Consider the following 23,388-nt stretch of genomic DNA (forward strand, 5'->3'; position numbering starts at 1 on the left):
GACAGCCCCTTACCCAAGGGGCTTTTTCGTTTATGGAGAAACAGAAATGGCAGAACGCCAAACGTACACCGTGCTCCTTCCATTCCCTACCGGGGGTGGCCACTGGTCGAGTATCGGTCAGGAACTGCAACTGCTCGATGTGGAGGCCAGTGCGCTACGCAGCGCTGGTCGTCTGGAGCTGAAAAAAGCCGAGGCTGCCGATTCGGCCTCTCCATCCACCGCAGCGAAAAAAGCTGCTGCCAAGAAGGCTGAATAACCATGGCTGAGGTTTTGAACTTCGAGCACAACGGCATTACCGTCAATGCCACCGAATCCCCCGAGGCCATGGGTGGCCTGGGTGACAACGTCATCGGTCTGATCGGCACCGCGCCGAAGGCAGACCCGTTGATTCCACGCAATGCGCCATTCCGCATCAACAGCTTCACCACCCAGGCGCTGCTCGACCCGACCGGCACCGAGGCAGGCACGCTGTATCACGCGGTCTTCCAGATCCTGAAAGTGGTCAAGGTGCCGGTCTACGTGGTCATCGTCGAAGAAGGCGCGACCCCGGCGGACACGCTGAACAACGTCATCGGCGGTGTCGATCCGCTGACCGGCCGCAAACTCGGCCTCGCGGCACTGGGCAGCGTGCCGGAAGACCTGACCATCATCGGCGCGCCGGGCTTCACCAGCACCAAAGCCGTGGCCGGTGAATTCGCCTCGTTCGGCAAACGCATCAAGGCCCGTGTGGTGCTCGACGGCAAGGATGCCGCGGTCGCCGATCAGGTGACTTACAGCCAGGAACTGGGTGGCGCGGAACTGGGTTTCGACCGCTGCCTGCTGGTGCACAACATGCCATCGGTTTACTCCAAGGCAGCGAAGAAAAACGTGTTCCTGTCGCCTTCGAGCCTGGCCATCGCGGCTTTGGCCAAGGTCAAGCAATGGGAGAGCCCGGGCAATCAGGTGACCTTCGCCGAGGACGTTTCGCGCGTTGTGGAATACAACATTCTCGACAAATCCACCGAAGGCGATCTGCTCAACCGCTACGGCATCAGCTACTACGCCCGCACCATTCTCGGCGGCTTCTCGCTGCTGGGTAACCGTTCCATCACCGGCAAGTTCATCAGCTACGTCGGCCTGGAAGATGCGATCAGCCGCAAGCTGGTCAAGGCCGGCCAGAAAGCCATGGCCAAGAACCTCACCAAGTCGTTCATGGACCAGGAGGTCAAGCGCATCAACGACTGGCTGCAAACCCTGGTCGCCGACGAAACCATCCCCGGCGGCAGCGTGTACCTGCACCCGGAATTGAACAGCGTCGAGAAGTACAAAAACGGCACCTGGTACGTGGTCATCGACTACGGCCGCTACGCGCCGAACGAACACATGGTTTATCAACTCAATGCCCGCGATGAAATCATCGAGCAGTTCCTGGAGGACGTTCTCTAATGTTTACCAACCGCGTAAGACAGGCCATCGCGGCCACCCTGCAAGGCCTGCCGTTGTCGGCGACGGTGGAAGAGTTCACCCCGCCGAAGATCGAATTCGATATGGAACCGATGGCGGGCGGGCGCTTCATCGCCGAAGAAATGATCAAGAGCGGCAAAGTGTTGGGCGCGACCCTCATTTTGCAAGGCGTCGGTGCCGAAGTGATGCTCTCCCTCGGCGTGAAGCTGGGCGACGACATTTTGTTGAACGTCCGTGAAGCCGGTCAGGATCAGGATGGCAACACCTGGTTCACCTACCACACCGTCGGCGGCAAGCTCAAATCGCTGACCGAGGCCAAGCTGAAGATGGGCGAAAAACCCCTCACCACGCTTGAGCTGTCGTGCCGCACCTACAACCGCCTGGAAAACGGCATCCCGGTGATCGACATCGATGTGCGCACGCAGAAGTTCGTGCTCAACGGCGTCGACATTCTTGGCGGCGCCCGTCGCGCGGTGTTGATCCCTTAAGTCGCACTGCGAGCACCGAACTAATGTGGGAGCGGGCTTGCTCGCGAACGCGGATTGATAGTCAAAGTAAATGTCGACTGACACTCCGCCTTCGCGAGCAAGCCCGCTCCCACAAGGTGCAATGCGCAACGCCTCCCATGATTCATCAAGGAATTCATTTCATGTCCTGGACTCCACCTGTTCACGCCTTGTTGTCGCCGATCACCGCCGACAATCAGTCGGAGATCGAACAGATTCAACTCAAACCGTTGTATTACGCCGCACAGAAAGAAGCCCTGGCCCGTGCCGGCGATGATGAGGACGATCAGTTCTTCGAGCTGGCGCTGCTGGCCACCGGTTTGTCGGTCAAGGAACTCGATCAACTCAAACGCCCGGACTACGTGAGCATCGCGCAGTACGTGCATGAGATGTCGACCTTGCCGACGTCGCATTTCCTTGAACAAGCGGACGAGGGTGAACAACCGTCGGCCGATCCCGACGAAGTGAGCTTGCTGCAACCGCTCACCGTGGCGGGTCGCACCCTGACCACGCTGACCCTGGAAATGCCGGTGCTGCGTGCGACCAAGGCGATGAAAAAACTCAAGACCGCCAAGGAACGCGCCGAATTCATCACGGCCCATTGCACCGGCTTGATGCTGCCCGATCTGGCCGGTTTGACCGTGCCTGACTGGACACAATTGCAGGTGCGAATCGACGATTTTTTAAACAAACCGGCGGCCTTCTTTCGGAGCGCGACATCGAAGTAATCCTCGATGTGGTGCCGCTCATTTATCCGATAAGTGAAGCGGACATTCTGGAATGGGACGTCGGCAAGGCCTTGCGCCGCTACGACATTGCGATCAATCGCCTTGGCGTCAAACAGGAGTAGAGGGGGATGGCGGACGATAAATATTCGCTCAAGAACACAGCCATCAATGAAGACTGGCTGAAGTTTCGCGAGGTGGGCCTGAGCAGTGCCGTGTCATCGCTGGTGACGGGGGAGGGCACAGAGGATCTGGCGCCCGGTTTCAGCCAGGTGCTGGCCACACTGAGTCTCAAAATCAGTCTGCTGACCACGGCACTGGAATCGTTGAACCTGACGTTTTCCTCGCCGCGCTCGTTGATGCCGGCAACAGGTTCCAGCGCGAAGACTGCGTTGGCCAGCGGGCAAAACAATGTGGGCGAAGCGGGTGGTGCCATAGAGCGGCCATCGCTGCTCAAGTCGGTCGGCGTGAAGAGCACTGGTGAGGCTGATCGTTCACCCGAGCGTCGGCGCGAGACGGTGATGGAGTCAAACCAGAGCGTCGCCAGTGTCCCGCTGATGGCTGCCGCAATCTCTGCGTCGGCGTTCAGAACGCCGGCCATGATGGAGGCAGAGAAGCAGACCGGCTGGCGGATACCTTTGAGGCTCGACAGTCACGAGGTAATTGATCAGCCGCAGATCATCAATCGCCCTGGGAAAATACCCGGCGAGCAACAGTCGAACATCGACAGCGTTCGCGACAATCATTTACCCGTGGCCACCGGCAATACACCGCCCGTGGCGGCAGAAAGCACACCTGCCTCCCTCAGCCCTCGGCTCAGTGGTCTGAAGGACACTGCCACGGCAGTCTTTCCGTATTTGGTAGCCCTGTTCACACCCGTACTCGACGAGATGAAAAATCAGATGGCCAAGCGGCTTTTGGGAGCGGTATCTGCCCGGCTTCCAAAACAGTTCGGTCAGGTGTTTTCCGAAGATTTCAGAGAAAAGAATCGAGCGAACAAAGCGGAGAAAGCGGAGAAAGCGGACACAAGCGAGGCAGTCTCGCGTCCTGGACCTAGAGATGGCCCGACCGTGCGTGTCAGTCCACGAGGCTCGCGCGGAGCTTCACGTCTGATGGCGATGGGGGCCTCGATGCGCTCGCTGACCCGCCGCGCACCCGGGCCGCTGAAAGCCGTCGGTGCGGCGATGGACGTCGTCGGCGGCGTAATGACCGGCAATCGCCGCATGCTCGGTGCCGGTCTTGGTGCAGCAGGTGGCGGCTGGGCGGGTGCGACCGCCGGTTCTGCGGTGGGTGCCACGTTAGGCAGTGTTGTTCCAGTGATCGGCACCGCCATTGGCGGTGTTCTGGGTGGCCTGATTGGTGGCTGGCTGGGCAGTGAATCGGGTGCGGCACTGGGCGACAAGCTGGCCGCTCCGACAGCCGATCGTTTGGCCTCGCCAGAGCAGATCAACAAGGAACTGACCAGCGCACCAGCACAAAACCAGCAGATCAATTACTCACCGTCGATTCAGGTCACCTGCACCGGTGGGGAGAGCTCCGAGCACATCCGGACGATCGTGGCGCAGCAGCTGCAAACGCAGTTCCACGGCGAGTTTGTTCCATTGATGACCACCAACGCCCTCGCCACCCGACGTGGTGCGGCCCTGACCGATGGAGGCAGGTAATGCGCCAGCAAATGATCCTGGGCAGTTTCATTTTCGGCCTGTCCCGCAATTTCGCCTACCACAGCATCGTGCACACATCGGACGGTGGCTGGGTGGAGCTGGACATCGTGACCGGCAAGCCGAAATCCAGTCAGACCGGGCAAAAAGCCCAGACGCTGAAAATTACGGGGACGTCGATGTACGCGGTGGCCATGGAGCGGCTCAATGAGCTGCGCACCCTTCAGGAGCAGCGCAGGCCGGTGCCGTTGGTGGATGGCATCGGACGCAACTGGGGGCTTTGGCGAATCAACACGGTGACGGAAACCCAAAGCGTGATCATCGATGACGGCACGGCGATGGTCGTCGGTTGGGCAATAGACCTGTCGGAGTTCATCCATGCGTAGAGTTCGAAGTGTGGCCGGTGATTCGGTGAACCTGTTGCTGTACCGCGAACTGGGTCGCTGTGACGACGCCGTCGAAGAGGCACTGTGGCGGCTCAACCCCACGCTGGCAGAACAGGGGGCGGTATTACCTGCGGGTATCTGGGTAGTCCTGCCGGAAATTGACTCACAACCTGTGGTGACCACGCCGGTTACCGCGTGGGATTAAGGAGGTTTCATGGCATTGGGTTTTACGCCAGAGGTAGAGATTTATGGGGCCAATAAGGACTTGATCAACAAGCGCCTGATCAGTTGGGAGCACATTGATGCCGCCGGTACCGAGTCCGATCAATTGACATTGACGCTCGATCTGGAAGGGCTTGAGGGGCTGCCGATCCTGGGCGGCAAGATTGGCCTGAAGGTCGGTTACGCGGAGTCCAGTCTGGTGGATAAGGGCCAGTTCACGGTGTCTCGCCTGACGCCGACGTTGTTCCCGCTGCGCTTGACGCTGGTGGCAACCGCAGCGCCGTTCAGTGCCGATGACAAGACCGGCTTCCTGCAGCGTCGATCGGCCAGTCATGGGCCGACCACCCTGGGTGCGCTGTTTCGCGAGATCGCTGAGCGGCATGGTTTTTCGCCACGGGTGGCACCCCAACTGGCACTGAAAAAAATCGACCACATCGATCAGTCCAACGAAAGTGACATGGCGTTTTTGACTCGCCTCGCCGGCATATACAAGGCCATCGCCAAACCGATAAATGAGCTGTATGTGCTGGCGCTCCCAAGTCAGACCAAGTCACTGTCGGGCAAGGTGTTGCCCCAGGTGAAACTGTCGGTGACCACCAACAATCGACCCGGCGATCGCGCCTTCATTTCCGCCACGCTCGATGACTCCGTCCGGGCGAAAAACCAGGGCTGCAAGACGAGTTGGTGGGACGCGGCAGCGGGGGTGGTGCGGGTGATTGAAACCGGTAGCGCGCCGTTCAAGGTCATCGGTCGGCTCTGCCAGAATGAAGCGGAGGCCAGGGATATCGGCGAGGGTGAAGTGCGCAAATTGCTGCGTGAAAAGCTCAAGGTGAAAATCAGTTGCCCGGGTAATCCGGCGCTGTCCGCCGAGGGTGTCTTGTTGCTCGACCAGTCCTGGCCGGATTTCCTGCGCGGGTACTGGTCGATCGAAAAGGTCACTGCCAGCGGTGACAAATATCAAAGCTATCGCTGCATGATCGAGGCGAAGTGTCCGGATGCCACGTAATAACGCAATCAAATGCACTGGCGCCGGTCTGGCGGATCAATGGCGAACGGAACATCACTCATGCCGCTTACTGTCCTGCAATTACAGCAAATACTTCCCAACGCCCGCAGCCAAGCGGGCGTTTTCATTTCTGCTCTCAATAGCGCCATGGATGGCCATGACATCAACACGCCCAAACGCAGCGCCGCTTTCCTTGCGCAAGTCGGTCACGAATCCGGGCAGTTGCACTACGTGCGCGAACTCGGCGGTGATCAGTATTTGAGCAAGTACGACACCGGCACCCTGGCCGCTCGTTTGGGCAATACACCCATGCCCGACGGTGATGGCCAAAGGTACCGAGGCCGTGGGCTGATCCAGATTACCGGCCACCATAACTACCAACAGTGCAGTCTCGGATTGTTCGGCGACGAGCGACTGCTGCAGTTGCCGGAACTGTTGGAGCAACCGCAATGGGCAGCCGAATCCGCCGCCTGGTTCTGGGGGCAAAACGGCCTCAACGAGCTGGCTGATCGTGACCAGTTCAACAGCATCACCCGCCGGATCAACGGGGGGCTGAACGGGTTGCAAGACCGTTTGCAACTCTGGGCGCGGGCGAGGGCGGTGTTATGCCAGCCTTCGGTTTGATCCCGGGGTCGTGGCGGGTGGTTGGCGTTGTTGTGTTGCTGACTGTGTTGGCTGGTGGCTCGGCAACGCTGGCCTGGCGATTTCAGGATGGGCGTTATGGGCGGCAACTGGCGGAACAGGCCGGGGCGCACGCCGAGATGCTCAACCAACTGACCCTGGCGGCGGCCGCTCGACAACAGACCGAGCAAGATAAACGGCTGGCGCTGGAACAGCGGCTATCGGCCAGCGAACAAACCCATTATCGAGCGCTTAGCGATGCCCAACGTGATCAAGGTCGCTTGCGCGATCGTCTTGCCACTGCTGATGTGCGGCTGTCAGTCCTCCTCGATGCCCATGACGCTGCCTCAGCCTGTGCAGTGCCAACCGCCGCCAGCACCGGCAGCGTGGATCATGGCGCCGTTCGAGCCCGACTTGACCCGGCGCATGCTCAACGAATTATCGCCATCACCGACGCCGGCGACCGTGCACTGATTGCGTTGCAGGCCTGTCAGGCCTATATCAGGGCGCTCGGTCGCTAACATTTTGATCGATCCTGTAACTTGCAAGCGTGATCCGCTCGTGTACGGTAGTCCCATTCCGCCCGCTCAGGAGATGACCGTGAAAGAAATCACCCAACTGGCCGCTGAACTGGGCAGACGCCTGCAGCTTCTCAATGCTCACGTCACCGCAGCCGAATCCTGTACCGGCGGCGGCATTTGCGAGGCGATTACCCGGATTCCGGGGAGTTCGGCGTGGTTCGAAGCCGGTTATGTGACGTACTCCAACCGGCAGAAGACCGAGCAATTGAATGTCCCGGTCGGGTTGTTTGCGACGGTGGGGGCGGTCAGTCGCGAAGTGGTCGAGGCCATGGTCCGTGGCGCCCAGGAAAAAAGCCGGGCGTATTTTGCCGTGGCGGTCAGCGGTGTGGCCGGTCCGGATGGCGGTTCGCCGAACAAGCCGGTCGGCACGGTCTGGCTGGCCTGGGGTGTGGGGGATCGGGTGTTCAGCGAGGTGCAGCACTTCCCCGGCAACCGCGATGAGGTCCGCCGACAAACGGTGAAGGCCGCGCTAGAGGGGCTGCTGCGCCATGCCTCGGGAGAAATCTCAAATCAGGGGTAGGCGATCCTGAATCGCTGTGGAATAATACTGGCTACTTATACAGGTGTTGGCCGTCAGGCCTTATTGATTACGTGAGGACTTTAATGGACGACAACAAGAAGAAAGCCTTGGCTGCGGCCCTGGGTCAGATCGAACGTCAATTCGGCAAGGGTGCCGTAATGCGTATGGGCGATCAGGACCGTCAGGCGATCCCGGCTATTTCCACTGGCTCTCTGGGTCTGGACATCGCGCTCGGCATTGGCGGTCTGCCAAAAGGCCGTATCGTTGAAATCTACGGTCCTGAATCCTCCGGTAAAACCACGCTGACACTGTCGGTGATCGCCCAGGCTCAAAAAGCCGGCGCGACCTGCGCATTCGTCGACGCCGAGCACGCCCTCGATCCTGAATACGCCGGCAAGCTTGGCGTCAACGTCGACGACCTGCTGGTTTCCCAGCCGGACACCGGTGAGCAGGCCCTGGAAATCACCGACATGCTGGTGCGTTCCAACGCGGTTGACGTGATCATCGTCGACTCCGTAGCCGCCCTGGTTCCAAAGGCCGAAATCGAAGGCGAAATGGGTGACATGCACGTGGGCCTGCAAGCCCGTCTGATGTCCCAGGCGCTGCGTAAAATCACCGGTAACATCAAGAACGCCAACTGCCTGGTGATCTTCATCAACCAGATCCGTATGAAAATCGGCGTGATGTTCGGCAGCCCGGAAACCACCACCGGTGGTAACGCGCTGAAGTTCTACGCTTCGGTTCGTCTGGACATCCGTCGTACTGGCGCGGTGAAAGAAGGTGATGAAGTCGTCGGTAGCGAAACCCGCGTCAAGGTTGTGAAGAACAAGGTCGCTTCGCCGTTCCGTCAGGCCGAGTTCCAGATTCTTTACGGCAAGGGCATCTACCTGAACGGTGAGATGATCGACCTGGGTGTTCTGCACGGTTTCGTCGAGAAGTCCGGTGCCTGGTATGCCTACGAAGGCACCAAGATCGGTCAGGGCAAGGCCAACTCGGCCAAGTTCCTGGCGGACAACCCGGAAATCGCGGCGAAACTTGAGAAGCAATTGCGTGACAAGTTGCTGTCTCCGTCATCGGTAGCGGAGTCCAAAGCCTCTGCGGTCAAAGAGACTGAAGATGACCTGGCTGACGCTGATATCTGATTGATCCGATGACTGCCGTACTCGATACACTCGTCGCGGTGCGGCGAACCGCAATGGACCTGCTCGCGCGACGCGAGCACGGTCGAGTCGAGCTGACGCGTAAACTGCGTCAGCGCGGCGCTCTCCCTGAAATGATCGACACAGCACTCGACCGCTTGACGGAAGAGGGCCTGTTGTCCGAATCCCGTTACCTCGAAAGCTTCGTTTCCTACCGCTCCCGTTCCGGCTACGGCCCTTTGCGTATTCGCGAAGAGTTGAGCCAGCGTGGCCTGCAACGCAATGACATCGAACTCGCACTGCGCGAGAGCGGTATCAACTGGCAGGAACAACTGGAAGATACCTGGCGGCGCAAGTTTGCCGGGCATTTACCGATAGACGCTCGGGAACGCGCCAAGCAAGGGCGGTTCCTCGCTTATCGGGGGTATTCCATGGAAATGATCAACCGCTTGTTCAGCGGTCGAGGAATGGATGATTAAACAAAAACGGCCCGCTATTTCGATAGCGGGCCGTTTTTTTTGCCTCTTCATAAGGTTCCGGGAAACTCAGGCAACTCAATAACCTGTAGGAGCCGGCTTGCTGGCGATGGTCGTTAACGATGACGTGTGCTGTCTGAATCAACGCGTCGCACTTGAGTCCATCGCCAGCAAGCCGGCTCCTACGGGTGGGGCGAGTACGCTGCCGTGCTTTTCCTCACGTAACCTTTGACGGTTCCCGCGTGCGTTGTTGCGCCTGTGGTTTTGACTGCGCCCAGTTTTCCGGCAGGTTGATGTAGTCCACCAGTTCGCGCAGTCGTCCATGATCACGGGCGTTAAAGGTGAAGGCCAGGCGAGCGAGGTGGCTGAACTGCGGCTCGTCGTGCTCCTCGCCGCTGTAGGCATGCTGATGGAAGTGATCGCTCAGGCACAGGTCGGCGAACGCTTGTTGCATGTGTTCGAGCGCCGCGTCGCTGAGCTTGTGGTTCATGCGGATCACGAATTGATGCTTGAGCCAGCGGCTGGAGTGGAAGTTGCTGTAGAACTGATTGATCTGCTCAACCGCCTCCTCGGCGTTGTAGACCAGGCTCACCAGCTTCATGTCGGTCGGCAGGATGTAGCGGTTCTCCTCCAGTTGATTGCGGATGAAATCCAGTGCGCCTTGCCAGAACGTGCCACCTGGAGCGTCCAGCAGCACCACCGGTACCAGCGGGCTTTTACCGGTTTGAATCAGTGTCAGCACTTCCAGCGCTTCATCAAGGGTGCCGAAACCGCCAGGGCACAAAACCAGCGCATCGGCTTCCTTGACGAAGAACAGTTTGCGGGTAAAGAAAAAGTGGAACGGCAGCAAGTTGGTGGTGCCGTTCACGGTGGGATTCGCATGCTGCTCGAAGGGCAGGGTGATGTTGAATCCCAGGCTGTGTTCAAGGCCGGCACCTTCGTGGGCGGCCGCCATGATGCCGCCGCCTGCGCCGGTGATCACCATCAGGTCGGAGCGCGCCAGTGCGGCGCCGAGTTCTCTGGCCAGGCCATACAGCGGGTGTTCTATCGGTGTGCGGGCCGAGCCGAATACCGTGACTTTGCGCCGGCCCCGGAACTGTTCGAGCACACGGAAGGCGTGTTCGAGTTCGCGCAGGGCTTGCAGGGTGATCTTGGCATTCCAGCGGTTGTGATCGTCCTGGGCCATGCGCAGCACGGTCAGGATCATGTCGCGGTAGATCGGGATGTTCGGGCTGTTGGGTGAAACCAGGTTGAGTTGCTCTTCGACCTTGCTGATGAGGTCGTGGCCGCTTTCTTCGAAATGACGGCTGAGGAGGTCATTCGGTTGGTAAGGCATCAACTTCTCCTTCCGTACAGGCTCTGTTGTTCCTTTGGATGAAAGAAACATTCGCATCGGAAAACGCAAACCAGGCAGCCCCTTTTCTGCCCTGAAAAGTGAACGGGAACACTATGAATCTAGACCCTCTAGATGGTTTTCGCTGACTTGATCATTGCGCTGCAAAGTCTTTCCTGGCAACCGCTTATTGACGATTTGCAAGGTGATTTCACCGCTCGTCTGAACCTGCGCCAAGTGTCCGGCACTCTGATTTACTAAATTACAGGCGTGACACGACAGCTTTGCGTCAAAGGCAGGGCGCACGGTACAAGCGGTTCAAGGATTTTGTCGCTCAAGCAAGGGCGAAGTGCAAGGAGGCGGGATGCTATGGCCAGAGTCATTCTGGAGATCGATACGCAACTGTATCGATTATTGAAGTCATCGGCCGAGACCAATCATTTGAGTCTCGAAGAGGAGTGTTGCCGGCGTCTGGAGGGAGCCGAGCGGCGCTCGCGCTATTTACAGGCGTTGTTGGCCGAACTGCGCGCCGAGGATGAACAGCGGCGCGCCAATTCCCATTGATTACTTTTTCTTTGCCGGCGGCGTGGCTTTCGGGCAATCCGATTCCTCGAAGCTGGCGGAGCCGACCGCGCGATTGGTTTTCACCTCGGTAAAGTCGTAACGCATGATCGCGCCCTTCTTCATCAGCTTGCGGAACCCCTCGTTTCTGCAGACGGAGGCGCCAAGCTGGAAGTACACCGCTTTCGGATCAGCCCGCATCTTGTTGGCGTGGCTGCTTTGCACGCTCAAGTGGTTGATCAGAACATTGCCTTCGGCGGTGTAGCCCTGATCGAGAATGTCTTCGTTGATCGCCCGTGGCGTGCCGACGCTGCTTTGTGCGGCGACGTTTCGCAGCTCTCTGTTGAGATTCTGCTCACTCAAGGACGCAGCCTGAGCGCTGAAGGACGACGCCAGCAGGATGGCAGCGGTGGGAACGATAAGGCGCAGCATGAAACTCTCCTGGTTCAGTGACTGGTGGTTCGACCAGCCACAAGGCTGTGCGTTCATTGGCGGCGAATTATAGGGGAGCCCGTCTGGACGGTACAGGCTTGTGCCGGCCGCTCTGGTAAACTGCCGGCCTTTATCGCCCTGAGTGCCGTTCGTGTCGAGTTTTCCTGTCTGCCGGTGTTGTCCACGATGAACCACGCCCCCAACGCCGTAGCCCGCTTGCGCGACCAGCGCGAAGAGGAGGGCATCAAGCCGATTCAGGCCCGAGGCTGGAGGGCGGCGCGTTGCCGTGCCTGCCGCGTGATCGAGAGCCATTGCCTGTGTGCCTGGCGTCCGCAGGTCGAGACCCGCTCGGGCGTGTGCCTGATCATGACCAACAAGGAAGTGTTCAAACCGAGCAACACGGGGTGGCTGATCGCTGACGTAGTGCGCGACAACCATGCGTTCATCTGGTCGCGCACGGAAACCGACCCGCAGCTGCTGGCGTTGCTCGCCGACCCGCAATGGCAACCGTATCTGGTGTTTCCGGGCGAGTACGTCGAGCCTGAGCGCGTGACCAACACCGTCGAGGTGGATAGCAGCAAGCGACCGCTGTTCATTCTGCTGGACGCGACCTGGACCGAAGCCCGGAAGATTTTCCGCAAAAGCCCGTATTTTGAAACATTGCCGATCCTGAGCCTGCTGCCCGAGAAGCTGTCGCGCTATCGTCTGCGCCGGTCGACTCGCAGCGAGCATTTGTGCACGGCGGAAGTGGCGGCGCTGTGCCTCGATCTGGCAGGCGATGTCGACGCCGCGTCGGCGCTGGACGCTTATTTCGACGTGTTCAGCCAACATTACCTCGACGCCAAGCATCAGCTGGAAATGAACGTCGCAACACCGGCGCATGCCGAGCTGATGCCTTTCGTACCGAAAACGGCCGCCGTCACGGCCTGATTGTCGCCCATACTGCAAAGAACTGTAGCGGCCAGGCACCTTGACCACCCCGGTTTCGCTGGGCATGCTTGGCGCCGATTGGGGCGCGGCTGTAGTTTCAGACGCCGTATTCTTTACGTGATTGCCACGTCATTGGCGTTGAACGTGCCCTGTTGGTGCAGCTCCGTGGCTGCGCCTTGAGCTGTTAGAAGAACAGGATCATTTGAAAAATGGCCACATACGAAATCCTGATTGCCGATGACCACCCACTCTTTCGTAGCGCCTTGCATCAAGCGTTGACCCTGGGCCTTGGCCCGGAAGTCCGTCTGGTGGAAGTGGCGAGCATCGCCGAGTTGGAAACCCGCCTCGACGAAAAATCTGACTGGGATCTGGTGTTGCTGGACCTGAACATGCCGGGCGCCTACGGTTTTTCCGGGCTGGTGCTGCTGCGTGGTCAGTACCCGCAAATTCCGGTGGTGATGGTGTCGGCCCAGGAAGAAGCCTCGATCATGGTCAAGTCCCGTGAGTTCGGTGCCAGCGGTTTCATTCCCAAATCGAGTGACCTGAGCGTGATCCAGAAAGCCGTGCGTTCGGTACTGGATGGCGATGTGTTCTGGCCGCCTCAGGCGTTCGAAGCGGTCAGCGTTTCCGATGAAGCCAAGGCCGCCAGTGAAGGTCTCGCCAGCCTGACACCGCAGCAATTCCGGGTGCTGACCATGGTCTGCGAAGGCCTGCTGAACAAACAGATTGCCTACGAACTGAGCGTGTCCGAAGCGACGATCAAAGCCCACGTCACGGCGATTTTCCGTAAGCTGAATGTGCGGACCCGAACCCAGGCGGCGTTGCTCCTGCAACAACTTGAGTCAATTTCAAGCCACTAAAGGCTGGCGTCTTCACGCTTTTTTGACTTTGGTTGATCTAGCTTTCCCACTCCTTTTTGGTCAGTTGCCACGCTTATGTCCCCTTTCAAAGGCCAGACCGGCCTGAAACGCATCCTCAACGCCTCCGGTTACTCGCTGGACGGCCTGCGCGCAGCCTTCACCGGCGAAGCGGCCTTCCGGCAACTGGTGTTGCTCAATGTCATCCTGATTCCGATTTCGTTCTTTTTGAACGTCAGCCGCGTCGAGCAGGCGCTGTTGATAGCCGTCTGCTTGTTGGCGTTGATCGTCGAGTTGCTCAATTCAGCGGTGGAAGCGGCCATCGACCGCATTTCCCTGGAACTGCACCCACTGTCCAAGAACGCCAAGGACATGGGCAGCGCCGCGCAGCTGGTGGCGTTGACCATGATCGCGCTGGTGTGGGCGGTGATCCTGCTTTAAGCGATGGTGGGCAGCACGATCTCGTCGCTGCGCTGAACCCCGGCGGTGAAAGCGCGGCACAGGTCGAGGAATTCGCGCATCGCCGGCGTCTGAAATTTCTGTTTGTGCCAGATGAAATAGAACTGCCGCGCCAGATCGAGATCTGGCGTCTCCACCGGCACCAGGCTGCCGCGGCGAAACGCGTCGCGCAGTGCCAGCCGTGAAATGCAGCCAATCCCCAATCCTGATTCCACCGCGCGCTTGATCGCTTCGGTGTGTTCCAGCTCCAGGCGGATATTCAACGCGCTGCGATGATGACGCATGGCCTGGTCAAAGGTCAGGCGCGTGCCCGAGCCTTGCTCACGCAGAATCCACGCCTCGTGACTCAGTTCTTCCATGGTCGCCGTGCCGCGCAGGGCCAGCGGATGCTGTGGCGCGCAGAACACCACCAGCTCATCCTCGACCCAACTCTGCACTTCGATGTCCGGATGGCTGCAGTCGCCTTCGATTAGACCCAGATCAATTTCATAATGGGCAACTTGTTGCACGATGTTGGCAGTGTTTTGCACGTGCAGCTTCACCTGGCTTTCCGGGTGGCGCTGCATGAAGCTGCCGATCAGCAACGTGGCTAGGTAGTTGCCGATCGTGAGGGTTGCGCCGACCGCCAGCGAGCCGAAACCGGATTTGCCGTTGAGCAGGTCTTCGATTTCCTTGGCCTGGTCGAGCAACGCCACCGCTTGCGGCAACAATTGCTTGCCGAGGGCGTTGAGGCTCAGTCGTTTACCGGCGCGGTCGAACAGCTGGCAGCTGGACTGACGCTCCAGTTCGGTGATCGAGGTGCTTGCCGCCGATTGCGACAGGTTGAGCAGGCCCGCAGCACGGGATACGCTTTCCTGCTGGGCGACGGCGACGAAGACTTGAAGTTGACGGAGAGTAAATCGCATATCGATATAACCGATAACCCTTATCTTAATAATCCATTTAACAGATATTGTCGCTGCCATTAGAATGCGATGCAATTGCGCAGATCAAAGGCGCAGGCAAAATCTCCAGGAGTCCCACGTACATGAGCAACATGAACCACGAGCGTGTCCTCAGTGTTCACCACTGGAACGACACTCTGTTCAGCTTCAAGTGCACCCGCGATCCGGGCCTGCGCTTCGAGAACGGTCAGTTCGTGATGATCGGCCTGCAACAGCCCAACGGCCGGCCGCTCATGCGCGCTTACTCGATTGCCAGCCCGAACTGGGAAGAGCATCTCGAGTTCTTCAGCATCAAGGTGCCTGATGGCCCGCTGACTTCCCAGTTGCAGCACCTGAAGGAAGGCGACGAGATCATCATCAGCAAGAAGCCTACCGGCACGCTGGTACTGGACGACTTGAAGCCTGGCAAACATTTGTACCTGCTCAGCACCGGTACCGGTCTGGCGCCGTTCATGAGCGTAATCCAGGACCCGGAAACCTACGAGCGTTTCGAAAAAGTGATCCTGTGCCACGGCGTACGTTACGTCAACGAAGTCGCTTACCGCGAGTTCATCACCGAGCACCTGCCGCAGAACGAGTTCTTCGGCGAGGCCCTGCGTGACAAGTTGATCTACTACCCGACCGTGACCCGCGAGCCGTTCGAGAACGAAGGTCGCCTGACCGACCTGATGCGCAGCGGCAAGCTGTTCAGCGACATCGGCCTGCCACCGATCAACCCGCAGGACGACCGCGCCATGCTGTGCGGCAGCCCGAGCATGCTCGACGAAACCAGCGAAGTGCTGAACAGCTTCGGCCTGAAAGTTTCGCCGAGGATGCGCGAGCCGGGTGATTACCTGATCGAGCGTGCGTTCGTCGAGAAGTGACCGAAGGTCACCTGTGTAGGAGCCGGCTTGCCGGCGATGGTCGTTAACGATGACGCGTTTCTCCCAGGATAAACGCGCTGAGTTCCAGTCCATCGCCAGCAAGCCGGCTCCTACATTAATCGCGTAGCGCATGGAAAAGCCCGCATGACCTGAGAAGGTCATGCGGGCTTTTTCGTTTCTGGCGTTTAAACCTGTGCGGGAATGACCTCAAGGACGCAGATCGAATCCGGCGTCGGATAGTGCCAGCGCACATCCACATCCCAGAACTGCGCGCCATATTCCCGCTCAGGCGCGGGCGTCTGATAAGCCGGCCGCGGATCTTGCGCCAAGCACTGCTCAACCAGCGCCACCAAAGGCTCTTCCAGCCGCTGAGCGTGCCCATGCGCCTGTTGCAACGCCGAGTCCGTCCACTGCACGGCAATCAGCTGTGGCGCAGCGCTGGCGATGCTATTGGACGCCGTGTCGATGATGTCGGCATAAGGCACGTAGGGTTTGATGTCCAGAATCGGTGTGCCATCCAGCAAGTCGATGCCGGATATCCACAGGCGATTGGCCTCGACCTTGTCCAGCTTCACCACGGATTGGCCGATGCCGTTGGGCCGGTGCGTCGCGCGGGTGGCGAACACGCCCATGGATTTGTTGCCGCCGAGGCGAGGCGGGCGGACTTTCAGGCGTGGTTTTTCTTCCAGGGCCTGATGGAACAGGAACAGCAGCCAGACGTGGCTGACCTGCTCCAGACCCTGCACGGCGTCGCCCTGATCGAACGGCGCCACCAGTTCCAGCACGCCGCGAGCGGCGGGTGCCAGTTGCGGCTGGCGCGGGATGGCGAACTTCTCCTTGAAACAGGAGCGCACGAAGCCGATGGGGGAAACGCTGTAGGTCATTGGTTTAGGGTCGAAGCAGGATTGAGGCGGGCATGATAACCCGATCGACATACATTCAGCGGTGCTTGTGCCGGCCCCATCGCGAGCAGGTTCACTCCCACAGTGGATCTCGGTCTGCCACAGATTCTGTGGACACAGAAAATCCTTGTGGGAGTGAGCCTGCTCGCGATAGCTGCACCACTAATCTAAAGGCTAAACCCACCATCCAACGGAATAATATTCCCGGTCATGTAAGCCCCCGCCGTACTCGCCAGGCTGATCGCCAACGCCGCCATCTCTTCCTCCCGGCCCCAGCGCTTCATTGGAATCAACGCCGTATCCTCCGCCAGCGCCTGCTCATCGTTCCCGATGTGCTGGGTCATCTTGCTCGGAAAGCGTCCCGGTGCGATCACGTTGACATTGATGTGCTGGCTCACCAGTTCCCGCGCCAGAATCCGCGACAGTTGATGCAGGGCCGCTTTACTCGGTCCGTAGGCATAAGCCTGTTCGCCAAAGGAAGAAATCCCCGCCACCGAGCCGATATTGATGATCCGCGCCGGATTGGCTTCTGACCCGGCCTTGCGCAGCAGCGGCAAGAATTGCTGGATGCAGTTGAACACCGATGTCACGTTGAGCTGCATGACCTTTTCCCAGCCCTTGACCGGATAGCTTTCCAGCGGCGCGCCCCAGGTGGTGCCAGCGTTGTTCACCAGGATATCCAGATGGGTGATCTGCTCGGCCAACCCCGTGACCAGTTGCAGCACACCTTCTTCAGTGGCCAGGTTGGCGGCCACCGCGCGGCACGTTCCGAAGGCGCTCAACTCGTCAGCCGTTTGCTGACACGCTTCGGCATCGCGCGCGCAGACGTACACGGTGGCGCCGGCCTCGACATAGGCCTTGGCGATCATTTTGCCGATACCACGGGTGCCGCCGGTCACCAGAGCGGTACGGCCTTGCAGGGAAAAGTACGGGTGCATGGCGAATCCTGAGAGCTGAGAGTGCATACACCCTAGTCGTCAGCCGCTGGAAGCGGAGCCACTATTTTTGCGCGGAATGAAGGTCTATAGAGCCTTCGGCTACTGCCACCCCTGTAGGAGCCGGCTTGCCGGCGATGGCGTCCTCAAAATCGCCATCGCCAGCAAGCTGGCTCCTACAGAAGCGGGGCGCTTATTGCGGGCGAACGCGCAGGGTCAGGCCCTTGAGGAAGTTGCGCAGCAACTGGTCGCCGCACGGACGATAGTTGGTGTGGCCGAACTTGCGGAACAGCGCGCTCAGCTCAGGCTTGGACACCGGGAACTCGGCGGCCTTGAGGATCGCGTGCATGTCGTCTTCTTTCAGCTCGAAGGCCACGCGCAGTTTTTTCAGGATGATGTTGTTGGTCACCGGCACTTCGATTGGCTGCGGCGGACGGCTTTCGTCCTTGCCACGCTTGAAGATCACCAGGCCGTCGAGGAAATGCGCCATGACCTCGTCCGGGCAGCGTACGAAGCCTTCCTCGTCCTCTTCTTTCTTGTCGAGGTAGGTCAGCAGGGCTTCCAGGGACACGTCCATGCCGCCGAGCTTGATGATCTCGATGACTTTCTTGTCGCTGATGTCGAGCATGTAGCGCACGCTGCGCAGTACGTCGTTATGAATCATGGTGTGCAATCCTGATAGTCGGCAGTGGGCGCCGCATAAGCCGCGGCGCCAGAATGTGTGGCGGCGTGAAAAGTCTTAGAACTTCTCTTTGCCGGACAGGTAGCGCCATTGGCCCAACGGCACTTTGCCGATGGACACGCCGCCGATGCGGATGCGGCGGATAGCGACGACCTTCAGGCCGACGGCCTGGCAGAACAGGGCAATCACGCCCGGTTGTGGGTTCTTCATCGCAAAACGCAGGCGGTTTTCGTTCTGCCAGCTGGCCTTGACCGGCGGCAGTTCCTTGCCCTTGTAGGTGAGGCCATGGTTCAGGCGGTTGAGGCCGTGAGCCACCATCTCGCCTTCAACCTCGACCACATACTCTTGCTCGATTTTCGCGGAGTCGGCGGTGAGTTTGCGCAGGATCTTCCAGTCCTGGGTGAACACCAGCAGACCGCTGGCGTTGGCCTGCAGGTCGGTGCTGGCGGTCAGGCGCTGGAAATGGCCCTTGAGCGGGCGTTTGCTGAAGCGATGTTCTTCGCTCAGGGTTTCGGCGCTGAGGGTGGCCATCGCGGTGTCCGCGTCCATGCCTGCCGGCACGTTGAACAGGATGGTCACCGGCTCTGGCGCGGTGGCCTTGGCCTGCGGGTCGAGCTCGACTTTCTGGGTGTCGACCTTGAACTGCGGCTCGTCGATGACTTCGCCGTCCACGGTGACCCAGCCGCCCTCGATGAACAGCTCAGCCTCCCGACGGGAACAGCCGACGAGTTCGATGAGGCGTTTGGAGAGACGTATCGGGTCAGTCATGACAGGGCCGTAACAAAAAAGGGGTGGGCATTGTACCTGCTGGGCGCCGGTTAATCCCGGCTCCATTTACGCCGTACAGCTTTTTGTAGGAGCCGGCTTGCCAGCGATGGAGGTCGGAACACCGCGTTTATCCAGAAAGGACGCGTTATCGTTTACGTCCATCGCCGGCAAGCTGGCTCCTACACCGGTTAGCCGTTGCTCGACTGTTGCCGGGTTTGGCGCAGCCGCATATGCAACAACGGATAAGGCTGCCCCATGCCGTCATGCTCGGTGCGGCCGATCACCTCGAAGCCCTGTTTGAAGTAGAACCCCAGCGCCTGCGGGTTCTGTTCATTGACGTCCAGTTCATCGGCGTTCAGGTGTTCCATGGCATAACGCAGCAACTGCTTGCCCAGGCCCTGGCCACGGTGGGCCGGGTCGATGAAGAGCATTTCGACTTTGCCCGCTGCCACGCCGGCGAACCCGGTGATGCGCTGGCGCGAGTCTTTGGTACAGATCAGCATCACCGCGTCGAGGTAGCGCGTCAGCACCAGATTCTTCAGCAGTTCGATGTAACTGTCCGGCAGAAAGTCATGGGTGGCGCGCACCGAGTCTTCCCAGACCCGAGTCAGTTCCTGGTAGTCGCTCTGTTTCGGCGTGTGGATGACCGAATGTTGGCGCATGGCCGAATGCCCCTTTTGCAGTGGATGGCGCGAGTCCTTTCTCCCACAAAACGATAGACGTAAAAAAGCCCCGCATCTCGTCAAGAGAGCGGGGCTTTGCGTATTTTTTGCGTTTAGATCTGTTCAGCCCACAGGTCGTATTCGTCGGCGTCGGTGACCTTGCACCAGACTTTGTCGCCCGGTTTCAGGTTGCTGCCGTTGTCGATGAACACGTTGCCGTCGATTTCCGGGGCGTCGAAGAAGCAGCGGCCAACCGCGCCTTGCTCGTCGACTTCATCGACCAGCACTTCGATTTCACGGCCGACGCGCATTTGCAGACGTGCCGAGCTGATGGCTTGCTGGTGCGCCATGAAGCGGTCCCAACGGTCTTGCTTGACGTCGTCCGGGACGATGTCCAGGTCCAGGTCGTTGGCTGGTGCGCCTTCGACCGGCGAGTACTGGAAGCAGCCGACGCGGTCGAGCTGGGCTTCGGTCAGCCAGTTCAGCAGGTACTGGAAGTCTTCTTCGGTTTCGCCCGGGAAGCCGACGATGAAGGTCGAGCGGATGATCAGGTCCGGGCAGATCTCGCGCCAGTTCTTGATGCGCGCCAGGGTCTTGTCTTCGAACGCCGGGCGTTTCATCGACTTCAGGACTTTCGGGCTGGCGTGCTGGAACGGGATGTCCAGGTACGGCAGGATCTTGCCGGCGGCCATCAGCGGGATCAGCTCGTCGACGTGCGGGTACGGGTAAACGTAGTGCAAACGAACCCAGACGCCGAGGGTGCTCAGGGCTTCGCAGAGTTCGGTCATGCGGGTTTTCACCGGCGCGCCGTTCCAGAAACCGGTGCGGTACTTCACATCGACGCCGTAGGCGCTGGTGTCTTGCGAGATCACCAACAGCTCTTTGACGCCGGCCTTGACCAGGCGCTGGGCCTCGTCGAGGACGTCACCGACCGGGCGGCTGACCAGCTTGCCGCGCATCGACGGGATGATGCAGAAGCTGCAGCTGTGGTTGCAGCCTTCGGAAATCTTCAGGTACGCGTAGTGGCGCGGGGTCAGCTTGATGCCTTGCGGCGGCACCAGGTCGATCAGCGGGTTGTGATCCTGACGCGGCGGCACGACATCGTGCACGGCGTTGACCACTTGCTCGTACTGCTGCGGACCGGTCACGGCCAGTACGCTCGGGTGTACGTTGCGGATGTTGCCTTCTTCGACGCCCATGCAGCCGGTCACGATGACCTTGCCGTTTTCCTTGATGGCTTCGCCGATAACTTCCAAAGATTCTGCCTTGGCCGAGTCGATGAAACCGCAGGTGTTGACCACCACGACATCGGCGTCCTGATAAGTGGACACAACGTCATAACCTTCCATGCGCAGCTGGGTAAGGATGCGCTCGGAGTCGACCAGTGCTTTGGGGCAACCCAGGGATACGAAGCCAACCTTTGGATTGGCCGGCGCAGGAGTGGTGGACATGTCTAACCTCGGTATTTGTGACGCCTCCAGCCGAAGACGGCAAGGCGACAGACGGGCGCTTGTTGCGCCTCTGATCAAAAAGTGCGCAATTCTAGCGATGAGAGACGCACTTGACCAGCTTTATGGAGGGAAATACGACGAGTGCTGCGCTATGCTTCGCGCCGTTACGCGTTACCGATTTTTTACAGTCAACAAAACGTCTGTAACGTCATGTAAAACAGCGCATGCTGCGTGACAAAGCATAGTGCTTCTTCCAAGAAGTCCGGTCTGGGTAGTAGGAGTGTTGGATGGGTCAGGCAAGTAGTCAGGCGGCGGGTGCCGAGCATTCGGCGGCGAAGCCGATCGGTATGCTGGTCGCGGCGGTCGGGGTGGTTTACGGCGATATCGGCACGAGCCCGCTGTACACCCTCAAAGAAGTGTTTTCCGGTGGTTACGGTGTACCGGTCAACCATGACGGCGTGTTGGGCATCCTGGCGCTGATCTTCTGGTCGCTGATCTGGGTTGTCTCGATCAAGTACATGATGTTTGTCCTGCGCGCCGACAACCAGGGCGAAGGCGGGATCATGGCGTTGACCGCGCTGGCGCGGCGGGCAGCGGCGGGGCACAAGAGGTTGCGCACGTTGCTGGTGGTCTGCGGGCTGATCGGCGCGGCGCTGTTCTATGGCGACAGCATGATCACTCCGGCGATCTCCGTGCTTTCGGCGATTGAAGGTCTCGGGCTGGCCTTCGAAGGCATCGACCATTGGGTGGTGCCGCTGTCGTTGATCGTGCTGGTGGCGCTGTTTTTGATCCAGAGCCACGGCACCGCGCGAATCGGCATCCTGTTCGGGCCGATCATGGTCACCTGGTTCCTGGTCCTGGGCGCACTGGGCGTCTACGGCATCATGCAGCATCCGGAAGTGTTGCAAGCGATGAACCCGGTCTGGGGCGTGCGCTTCTTCATCGTTCACCCAGGCATGGGCGTGGCGATCCTCGGCGCGGTGGTGCTGGCGTTGACCGGTGCCGAAGCGCTGTACGCCGACATGGGCCACTTCGGCCGCAAGCCGATTGCCCGCGCCTGGTTCATCCTCGTGCTACCGGCGCTGGTGCTGAACTACTTCGGCCAGGGCGCCTTGCTGCTCGGTGACCCGGAAGCGGCGCGTAACCCGTTCTATCTGTTGGCGCCAAGCTGGGCGTTGATTCCCCTGGTCGGCCTGTCGACCCTGGCCACGGTGATTGCTTCGCAAGCGGTGATTTCCGGCGCGTTCTCCCTGACCCGCCAGGCGATCCAGCTCGGCTACATTCCGCGCATGCACATCCAGCACACCTCCAGCGCCGAGCAAGGCCAGATCTACATCGGTGCGGTGAACTGGGCGCTGATGGTCGGCGTGGTGCTGCTGGTGCTGGGTTTCGAATCTTCCGGCGCCCTGGCCTCGGCTTACGGCGTAGCGGTGACCGGGACCATGCTGATGACCAGCATTCTGGTGTCGGCAGTGATACTGCTGCTATGGAAATGGCCGCCGGTCCTTGCGGTGCCGGTCCTGTTGGGATTTTTGCTGGTCGATGGCGTGTACTTCGCCGCCAACGTGCCGAAAATCGTACAGGGCGGGGCCTTCCCGGTGATCGCCGGTATTGCGCTGTTCGTGCTGATGACTACCTGGAAGCGCGGCAAACAACTGCTGGTGGAGCGCATGGACGAAGGCGGGCTGCCGCTGCCGATTTTCATCAGCAGTATTGCCGTGCAACCGCCGCATCGCGTCCAGGGCACCGCCGTGTTCCTCACCGCGCGGCCAGACGCCGTACCCCACGCGTTGTTGCACAACTTGCTGCATAACCAGGTGCTGCACGAGCAAGTGGTGCTGCTGACGGTGGTGTACGAAGACATCCCGCGAGTACCGACGACACGGCGCTTCGAGGTGGAATCCCACGGCGAAGGGTTCTTCCGGGTGATCCTGCACTTTGGCTTTATCGACGAACCGGACGTGCCGCAAGCGCTGAAGTTGTGTCACCTCGATGACCTCGACTTCAGCCCGATGCGCACGACCTACTTCCTCAGTCGCGAGACGGTCATCGCCTCGAAGCTTGAGGGGATGGCGCGTTGGCGCGAGGCGTTGTTTGCGTTCATGTTGAAGAATGCGAATGGCAATTTGCGGTTCTTTAATCTGCCGCTGAACCGGGTGATTGAGTTGGGGACGCAGGTCGAGATGTAAGGCCGCGACATCAAAAGCCCCCGTTGCCAATGCGGCAGCGGGGGCTTTTTTGTGGCCAGGTGCATAACGTAAGCACGATGAAGAATCAATGTAGGAGCAAGATTGCTCGCGATGGCGGATTAACATGCACCATT

At 59.6% G+C, this 23,388-nt stretch carries 29 protein-coding genes; 20 read left to right on the top strand and 9 right to left on the bottom strand.

Going from position 1 to position 23,388, the window contains the following annotated elements; translation table 11 throughout:
• Window positions 1-46: 46 nt before the first annotated feature.
• From KGB24_RS05465 to recX, 13 genes are all read left to right on the top strand, one after another.
• Window positions 47-256 carry a hypothetical protein gene (locus KGB24_RS05465; protein ID WP_008029992.1) on the top strand — a complete coding sequence of 70 codons (210 nt, stop codon included), beginning with the start codon at window positions 47-49 and terminating at the stop codon, window positions 254-256.
• Between the two features lie 2 nt (window positions 257-258).
• A complete protein-coding gene (locus KGB24_RS05470; protein WP_223414422.1) occupies window positions 259-1,425 on the top strand; it encodes a phage tail protein in 1,167 nt (388 codons plus the stop codon).
• Window positions 1,425-1,931 carry a phage major tail tube protein gene (locus KGB24_RS05475; protein ID WP_223414423.1) on the top strand — a complete coding sequence of 169 codons (507 nt, stop codon included), beginning with the start codon at window positions 1,425-1,427 and terminating at the stop codon, window positions 1,929-1,931. Before KGB24_RS05470 ends, KGB24_RS05475 begins: the two co-directional genes overlap by 1 nt.
• Window positions 1,932-2,092: 161 nt before the next feature.
• Window positions 2,093-2,677 (top strand): phage tail assembly protein, encoded by a 585-nt coding sequence (locus KGB24_RS05480; protein WP_223414425.1) that lies wholly within the window; start codon window positions 2,093-2,095, stop codon window positions 2,675-2,677.
• 128 nt (window positions 2,678-2,805) lie between these two features.
• A complete protein-coding gene (locus tag KGB24_RS05485; protein ID WP_223414426.1) occupies window positions 2,806-4,338 on the top strand; it encodes a hypothetical protein in 1,533 nt (510 codons plus the stop codon).
• Window positions 4,338-4,721 (top strand): phage tail protein, encoded by a 384-nt coding sequence (locus KGB24_RS05490; RefSeq protein ID WP_008030000.1) that lies wholly within the window; start codon window positions 4,338-4,340, stop codon window positions 4,719-4,721. Before KGB24_RS05485 ends, KGB24_RS05490 begins: the two co-directional genes overlap by 1 nt.
• Window positions 4,714-4,926, top strand: coding sequence for a tail protein X (locus KGB24_RS05495; RefSeq protein WP_223414427.1), 213 nt, complete (start codon window positions 4,714-4,716; stop codon window positions 4,924-4,926). The genes KGB24_RS05490 and KGB24_RS05495 overlap by 8 nt, the downstream gene beginning before the upstream one ends.
• 9 nt (window positions 4,927-4,935) lie before the next feature.
• Entirely contained in the window at window positions 4,936-5,949 is a 1,014-nt protein-coding gene (locus KGB24_RS05500; protein ID WP_223414428.1) for a phage late control D family protein, read from the top strand.
• Between the two features lie 60 nt (window positions 5,950-6,009).
• The gene (locus KGB24_RS05505) at window positions 6,010-6,573 is read left to right on the top strand and encodes a glycoside hydrolase family 19 protein (RefSeq protein WP_223414429.1); all 564 of its coding nucleotides are present in this window, start codon (window positions 6,010-6,012) and stop codon (window positions 6,571-6,573) included.
• Window positions 6,555-7,091, top strand: coding sequence for a lysis system i-spanin subunit Rz (locus KGB24_RS05510; protein ID WP_223414430.1), 537 nt, complete (start codon window positions 6,555-6,557; stop codon window positions 7,089-7,091). Before KGB24_RS05505 ends, KGB24_RS05510 begins: the two co-directional genes overlap by 19 nt.
• A gap of 79 nt (window positions 7,092-7,170) precedes the next feature.
• Window positions 7,171-7,671 (top strand): CinA family protein, encoded by a 501-nt coding sequence (locus KGB24_RS05515; RefSeq protein ID WP_008030009.1) that lies wholly within the window; start codon window positions 7,171-7,173, stop codon window positions 7,669-7,671.
• A gap of 83 nt (window positions 7,672-7,754) precedes the next feature.
• Entirely contained in the window at window positions 7,755-8,813 is a 1,059-nt protein-coding gene (recA, locus tag KGB24_RS05520) for a recombinase RecA (protein WP_008030012.1), read from the top strand.
• Window positions 8,814-8,821: 8 nt separating this feature from the next.
• A complete protein-coding gene (recX, locus tag KGB24_RS05525) occupies window positions 8,822-9,289 on the top strand; it encodes a recombination regulator RecX (protein WP_192228517.1) in 468 nt (155 codons plus the stop codon).
• A 214-nt stretch (window positions 9,290-9,503) separates the two neighbouring features.
• Here recX and KGB24_RS05530 read toward each other — a convergent pair whose 3' ends face one another.
• Window positions 9,504-10,622: a TIGR00730 family Rossman fold protein gene (locus KGB24_RS05530; protein WP_008039292.1), complete on the bottom strand. Its 1,119-nt coding sequence runs from the start codon at window positions 10,620-10,622 to the stop codon at window positions 9,504-9,506.
• Window positions 10,623-10,754: 132 nt separating this feature from the next.
• Between KGB24_RS05530 and KGB24_RS29210 the strand changes: the two genes are divergently transcribed.
• A complete protein-coding gene (locus KGB24_RS29210) occupies window positions 10,755-10,880 on the top strand; it encodes a hypothetical protein (protein WP_259331695.1) in 126 nt (41 codons plus the stop codon).
• A gap of 108 nt (window positions 10,881-10,988) precedes the next feature.
• On the top strand, window positions 10,989-11,183 hold the full coding sequence (locus KGB24_RS05535; protein ID WP_008030018.1) for a hypothetical protein: 195 nt from the start codon (window positions 10,989-10,991) through the stop codon (window positions 11,181-11,183).
• Here the strand turns inward: KGB24_RS05535 and KGB24_RS05540 are convergent, their stop codons facing one another.
• A complete protein-coding gene (locus KGB24_RS05540; protein ID WP_008030019.1) occupies window positions 11,184-11,612 on the bottom strand; it encodes a PA3611 family quorum-sensing-regulated virulence factor in 429 nt (142 codons plus the stop codon). It abuts the gene before it with no gap.
• 186 nt (window positions 11,613-11,798) lie between these two features.
• Between KGB24_RS05540 and KGB24_RS05545 the strand changes: the two genes are divergently transcribed.
• The 3 genes from KGB24_RS05545 (at window position 11,799) to KGB24_RS05555 (ending at window position 13,840) form a co-directional block, all read left to right on the top strand.
• The gene (locus tag KGB24_RS05545; RefSeq protein ID WP_223414431.1) at window positions 11,799-12,542 is read left to right on the top strand and encodes a tRNA-uridine aminocarboxypropyltransferase; all 744 of its coding nucleotides are present in this window, start codon (window positions 11,799-11,801) and stop codon (window positions 12,540-12,542) included.
• A gap of 209 nt (window positions 12,543-12,751) precedes the next feature.
• A complete protein-coding gene (gene erdR / locus KGB24_RS05550) occupies window positions 12,752-13,402 on the top strand; it encodes a response regulator transcription factor ErdR (protein ID WP_192228519.1) in 651 nt (216 codons plus the stop codon).
• Window positions 13,403-13,477: 75 nt separating this feature from the next.
• Complete coding sequence (locus KGB24_RS05555) at window positions 13,478-13,840, top strand: diacylglycerol kinase (protein WP_008030027.1); 363 nt, start codon at window positions 13,478-13,480, stop codon at window positions 13,838-13,840.
• Here the strand turns inward: KGB24_RS05555 and KGB24_RS05560 are convergent.
• Window positions 13,837-14,763: a LysR family transcriptional regulator gene (locus KGB24_RS05560; protein ID WP_008030029.1), complete on the bottom strand. Its 927-nt coding sequence runs from the start codon at window positions 14,761-14,763 to the stop codon at window positions 13,837-13,839. The genes KGB24_RS05555 and KGB24_RS05560 overlap by 4 nt on opposite strands.
• Window positions 14,764-14,885: 122 nt before the next feature.
• On the opposite strand from KGB24_RS05560, the gene fpr reads away from it, so the two are divergent.
• A complete protein-coding gene (gene fpr / locus KGB24_RS05565; protein ID WP_003443014.1) occupies window positions 14,886-15,665 on the top strand; it encodes a ferredoxin-NADP reductase in 780 nt (259 codons plus the stop codon).
• Window positions 15,666-15,850: 185 nt separating this feature from the next.
• On the opposite strand, the gene tsaA is transcribed toward fpr, so the two are convergent.
• From tsaA to rimO, 6 genes are all read right to left on the bottom strand, one after another.
• On the bottom strand, window positions 15,851-16,549 hold the full coding sequence (gene tsaA / locus KGB24_RS05570) for a tRNA (N6-threonylcarbamoyladenosine(37)-N6)-methyltransferase TrmO (protein ID WP_223414432.1): 699 nt from the start codon (window positions 16,547-16,549) through the stop codon (window positions 15,851-15,853).
• A gap of 185 nt (window positions 16,550-16,734) precedes the next feature.
• Window positions 16,735-17,505 (bottom strand): SDR family oxidoreductase, encoded by a 771-nt coding sequence (locus KGB24_RS05575; protein WP_223414434.1) that lies wholly within the window; start codon window positions 17,503-17,505, stop codon window positions 16,735-16,737.
• A 190-nt stretch (window positions 17,506-17,695) separates the two neighbouring features.
• Window positions 17,696-18,166: a DUF1456 family protein gene (locus KGB24_RS05580; RefSeq protein WP_008030033.1), complete on the bottom strand. Its 471-nt coding sequence runs from the start codon at window positions 18,164-18,166 to the stop codon at window positions 17,696-17,698.
• Window positions 18,167-18,241: 75 nt separating this feature from the next.
• The gene (locus tag KGB24_RS05585; protein ID WP_223414435.1) at window positions 18,242-18,952 is read right to left on the bottom strand and encodes an rRNA pseudouridine synthase; all 711 of its coding nucleotides are present in this window, start codon (window positions 18,950-18,952) and stop codon (window positions 18,242-18,244) included.
• Window positions 18,953-19,140: 188 nt separating this feature from the next.
• Complete coding sequence (locus KGB24_RS05590) at window positions 19,141-19,614, bottom strand: GNAT family N-acetyltransferase (protein WP_008030037.1); 474 nt, start codon at window positions 19,612-19,614, stop codon at window positions 19,141-19,143.
• Between the two features lie 113 nt (window positions 19,615-19,727).
• Window positions 19,728-21,065 carry a 30S ribosomal protein S12 methylthiotransferase RimO gene (gene rimO, locus KGB24_RS05595; protein WP_008030039.1) on the bottom strand — a complete coding sequence of 446 codons (1,338 nt, stop codon included), beginning with the start codon at window positions 21,063-21,065 and terminating at the stop codon, window positions 19,728-19,730.
• A 287-nt stretch (window positions 21,066-21,352) separates the two neighbouring features.
• On the opposite strand from rimO, the gene KGB24_RS05600 reads away from it, so the two are divergent.
• The gene (locus tag KGB24_RS05600; protein WP_223414436.1) at window positions 21,353-23,254 is read left to right on the top strand and encodes a potassium transporter Kup; all 1,902 of its coding nucleotides are present in this window, start codon (window positions 21,353-21,355) and stop codon (window positions 23,252-23,254) included.
• Window positions 23,255-23,388 lie beyond the last annotated feature (134 nt).

This window comes from Pseudomonas sp. BF-RE-25 (assembly GCF_019956105.1).
GTDB lineage: Bacteria > Pseudomonadota > Gammaproteobacteria > Pseudomonadales > Pseudomonadaceae > Aquipseudomonas > Aquipseudomonas migulae.

Coding starts and splice junctions, on each gene's coding strand:
- KGB24_RS05465 (WP_008029992.1), top strand. CDS start 47: ATGGCAGAACGCCAAACGTACACCGTGCTCCTTCCATTCCCTACCGGG.
- KGB24_RS05470 (WP_223414422.1), top strand. CDS start 259: ATGGCTGAGGTTTTGAACTTCGAGCACAACGGCATTACCGTCAATGCC.
- KGB24_RS05475 (WP_223414423.1), top strand. CDS start 1,425: ATGTTTACCAACCGCGTAAGACAGGCCATCGCGGCCACCCTGCAAGGC.
- KGB24_RS05480 (WP_223414425.1), top strand. CDS start 2,093: ATGTCCTGGACTCCACCTGTTCACGCCTTGTTGTCGCCGATCACCGCC.
- KGB24_RS05485 (WP_223414426.1), top strand. CDS start 2,806: ATGGCGGACGATAAATATTCGCTCAAGAACACAGCCATCAATGAAGAC.
- KGB24_RS05490 (WP_008030000.1), top strand. CDS start 4,338: ATGCGCCAGCAAATGATCCTGGGCAGTTTCATTTTCGGCCTGTCCCGC.
- KGB24_RS05495 (WP_223414427.1), top strand. CDS start 4,714: ATGCGTAGAGTTCGAAGTGTGGCCGGTGATTCGGTGAACCTGTTGCTG.
- KGB24_RS05500 (WP_223414428.1), top strand. CDS start 4,936: ATGGCATTGGGTTTTACGCCAGAGGTAGAGATTTATGGGGCCAATAAG.
- KGB24_RS05505 (WP_223414429.1), top strand. CDS start 6,010: ATGCCGCTTACTGTCCTGCAATTACAGCAAATACTTCCCAACGCCCGC.
- KGB24_RS05510 (WP_223414430.1), top strand. CDS start 6,555: ATGCCAGCCTTCGGTTTGATCCCGGGGTCGTGGCGGGTGGTTGGCGTT.
- recA (WP_008030012.1), top strand. CDS start 7,755: ATGGACGACAACAAGAAGAAAGCCTTGGCTGCGGCCCTGGGTCAGATC.
- recX (WP_192228517.1), top strand. CDS start 8,822: ATGACTGCCGTACTCGATACACTCGTCGCGGTGCGGCGAACCGCAATG.
- KGB24_RS05530 (WP_008039292.1), bottom strand. CDS start 10,622: ATGCCTTACCAACCGAATGACCTCCTCAGCCGTCATTTCGAAGAAAGC.
- KGB24_RS29210 (WP_259331695.1), top strand. CDS start 10,755: ATGGTTTTCGCTGACTTGATCATTGCGCTGCAAAGTCTTTCCTGGCAA.
- KGB24_RS05535 (WP_008030018.1), top strand. CDS start 10,989: ATGGCCAGAGTCATTCTGGAGATCGATACGCAACTGTATCGATTATTG.
- KGB24_RS05540 (WP_008030019.1), bottom strand. CDS start 11,612: ATGCTGCGCCTTATCGTTCCCACCGCTGCCATCCTGCTGGCGTCGTCC.
- KGB24_RS05545 (WP_223414431.1), top strand. CDS start 11,799: ATGAACCACGCCCCCAACGCCGTAGCCCGCTTGCGCGACCAGCGCGAA.
- erdR (WP_192228519.1), top strand. CDS start 12,752: ATGGCCACATACGAAATCCTGATTGCCGATGACCACCCACTCTTTCGT.
- KGB24_RS05555 (WP_008030027.1), top strand. CDS start 13,478: ATGTCCCCTTTCAAAGGCCAGACCGGCCTGAAACGCATCCTCAACGCC.
- KGB24_RS05560 (WP_008030029.1), bottom strand. CDS start 14,763: ATGCGATTTACTCTCCGTCAACTTCAAGTCTTCGTCGCCGTCGCCCAG.
- fpr (WP_003443014.1), top strand. CDS start 14,886: ATGAGCAACATGAACCACGAGCGTGTCCTCAGTGTTCACCACTGGAAC.
- tsaA (WP_223414432.1), bottom strand. CDS start 16,549: ATGACCTACAGCGTTTCCCCCATCGGCTTCGTGCGCTCCTGTTTCAAG.
- KGB24_RS05575 (WP_223414434.1), bottom strand. CDS start 17,505: ATGCACCCGTACTTTTCCCTGCAAGGCCGTACCGCTCTGGTGACCGGC.
- KGB24_RS05580 (WP_008030033.1), bottom strand. CDS start 18,166: ATGATTCATAACGACGTACTGCGCAGCGTGCGCTACATGCTCGACATC.
- KGB24_RS05585 (WP_223414435.1), bottom strand. CDS start 18,952: ATGACTGACCCGATACGTCTCTCCAAACGCCTCATCGAACTCGTCGGC.
- KGB24_RS05590 (WP_008030037.1), bottom strand. CDS start 19,614: ATGCGCCAACATTCGGTCATCCACACGCCGAAACAGAGCGACTACCAG.
- rimO (WP_008030039.1), bottom strand. CDS start 21,065: ATGTCCACCACTCCTGCGCCGGCCAATCCAAAGGTTGGCTTCGTATCC.
- KGB24_RS05600 (WP_223414436.1), top strand. CDS start 21,353: ATGGGTCAGGCAAGTAGTCAGGCGGCGGGTGCCGAGCATTCGGCGGCG.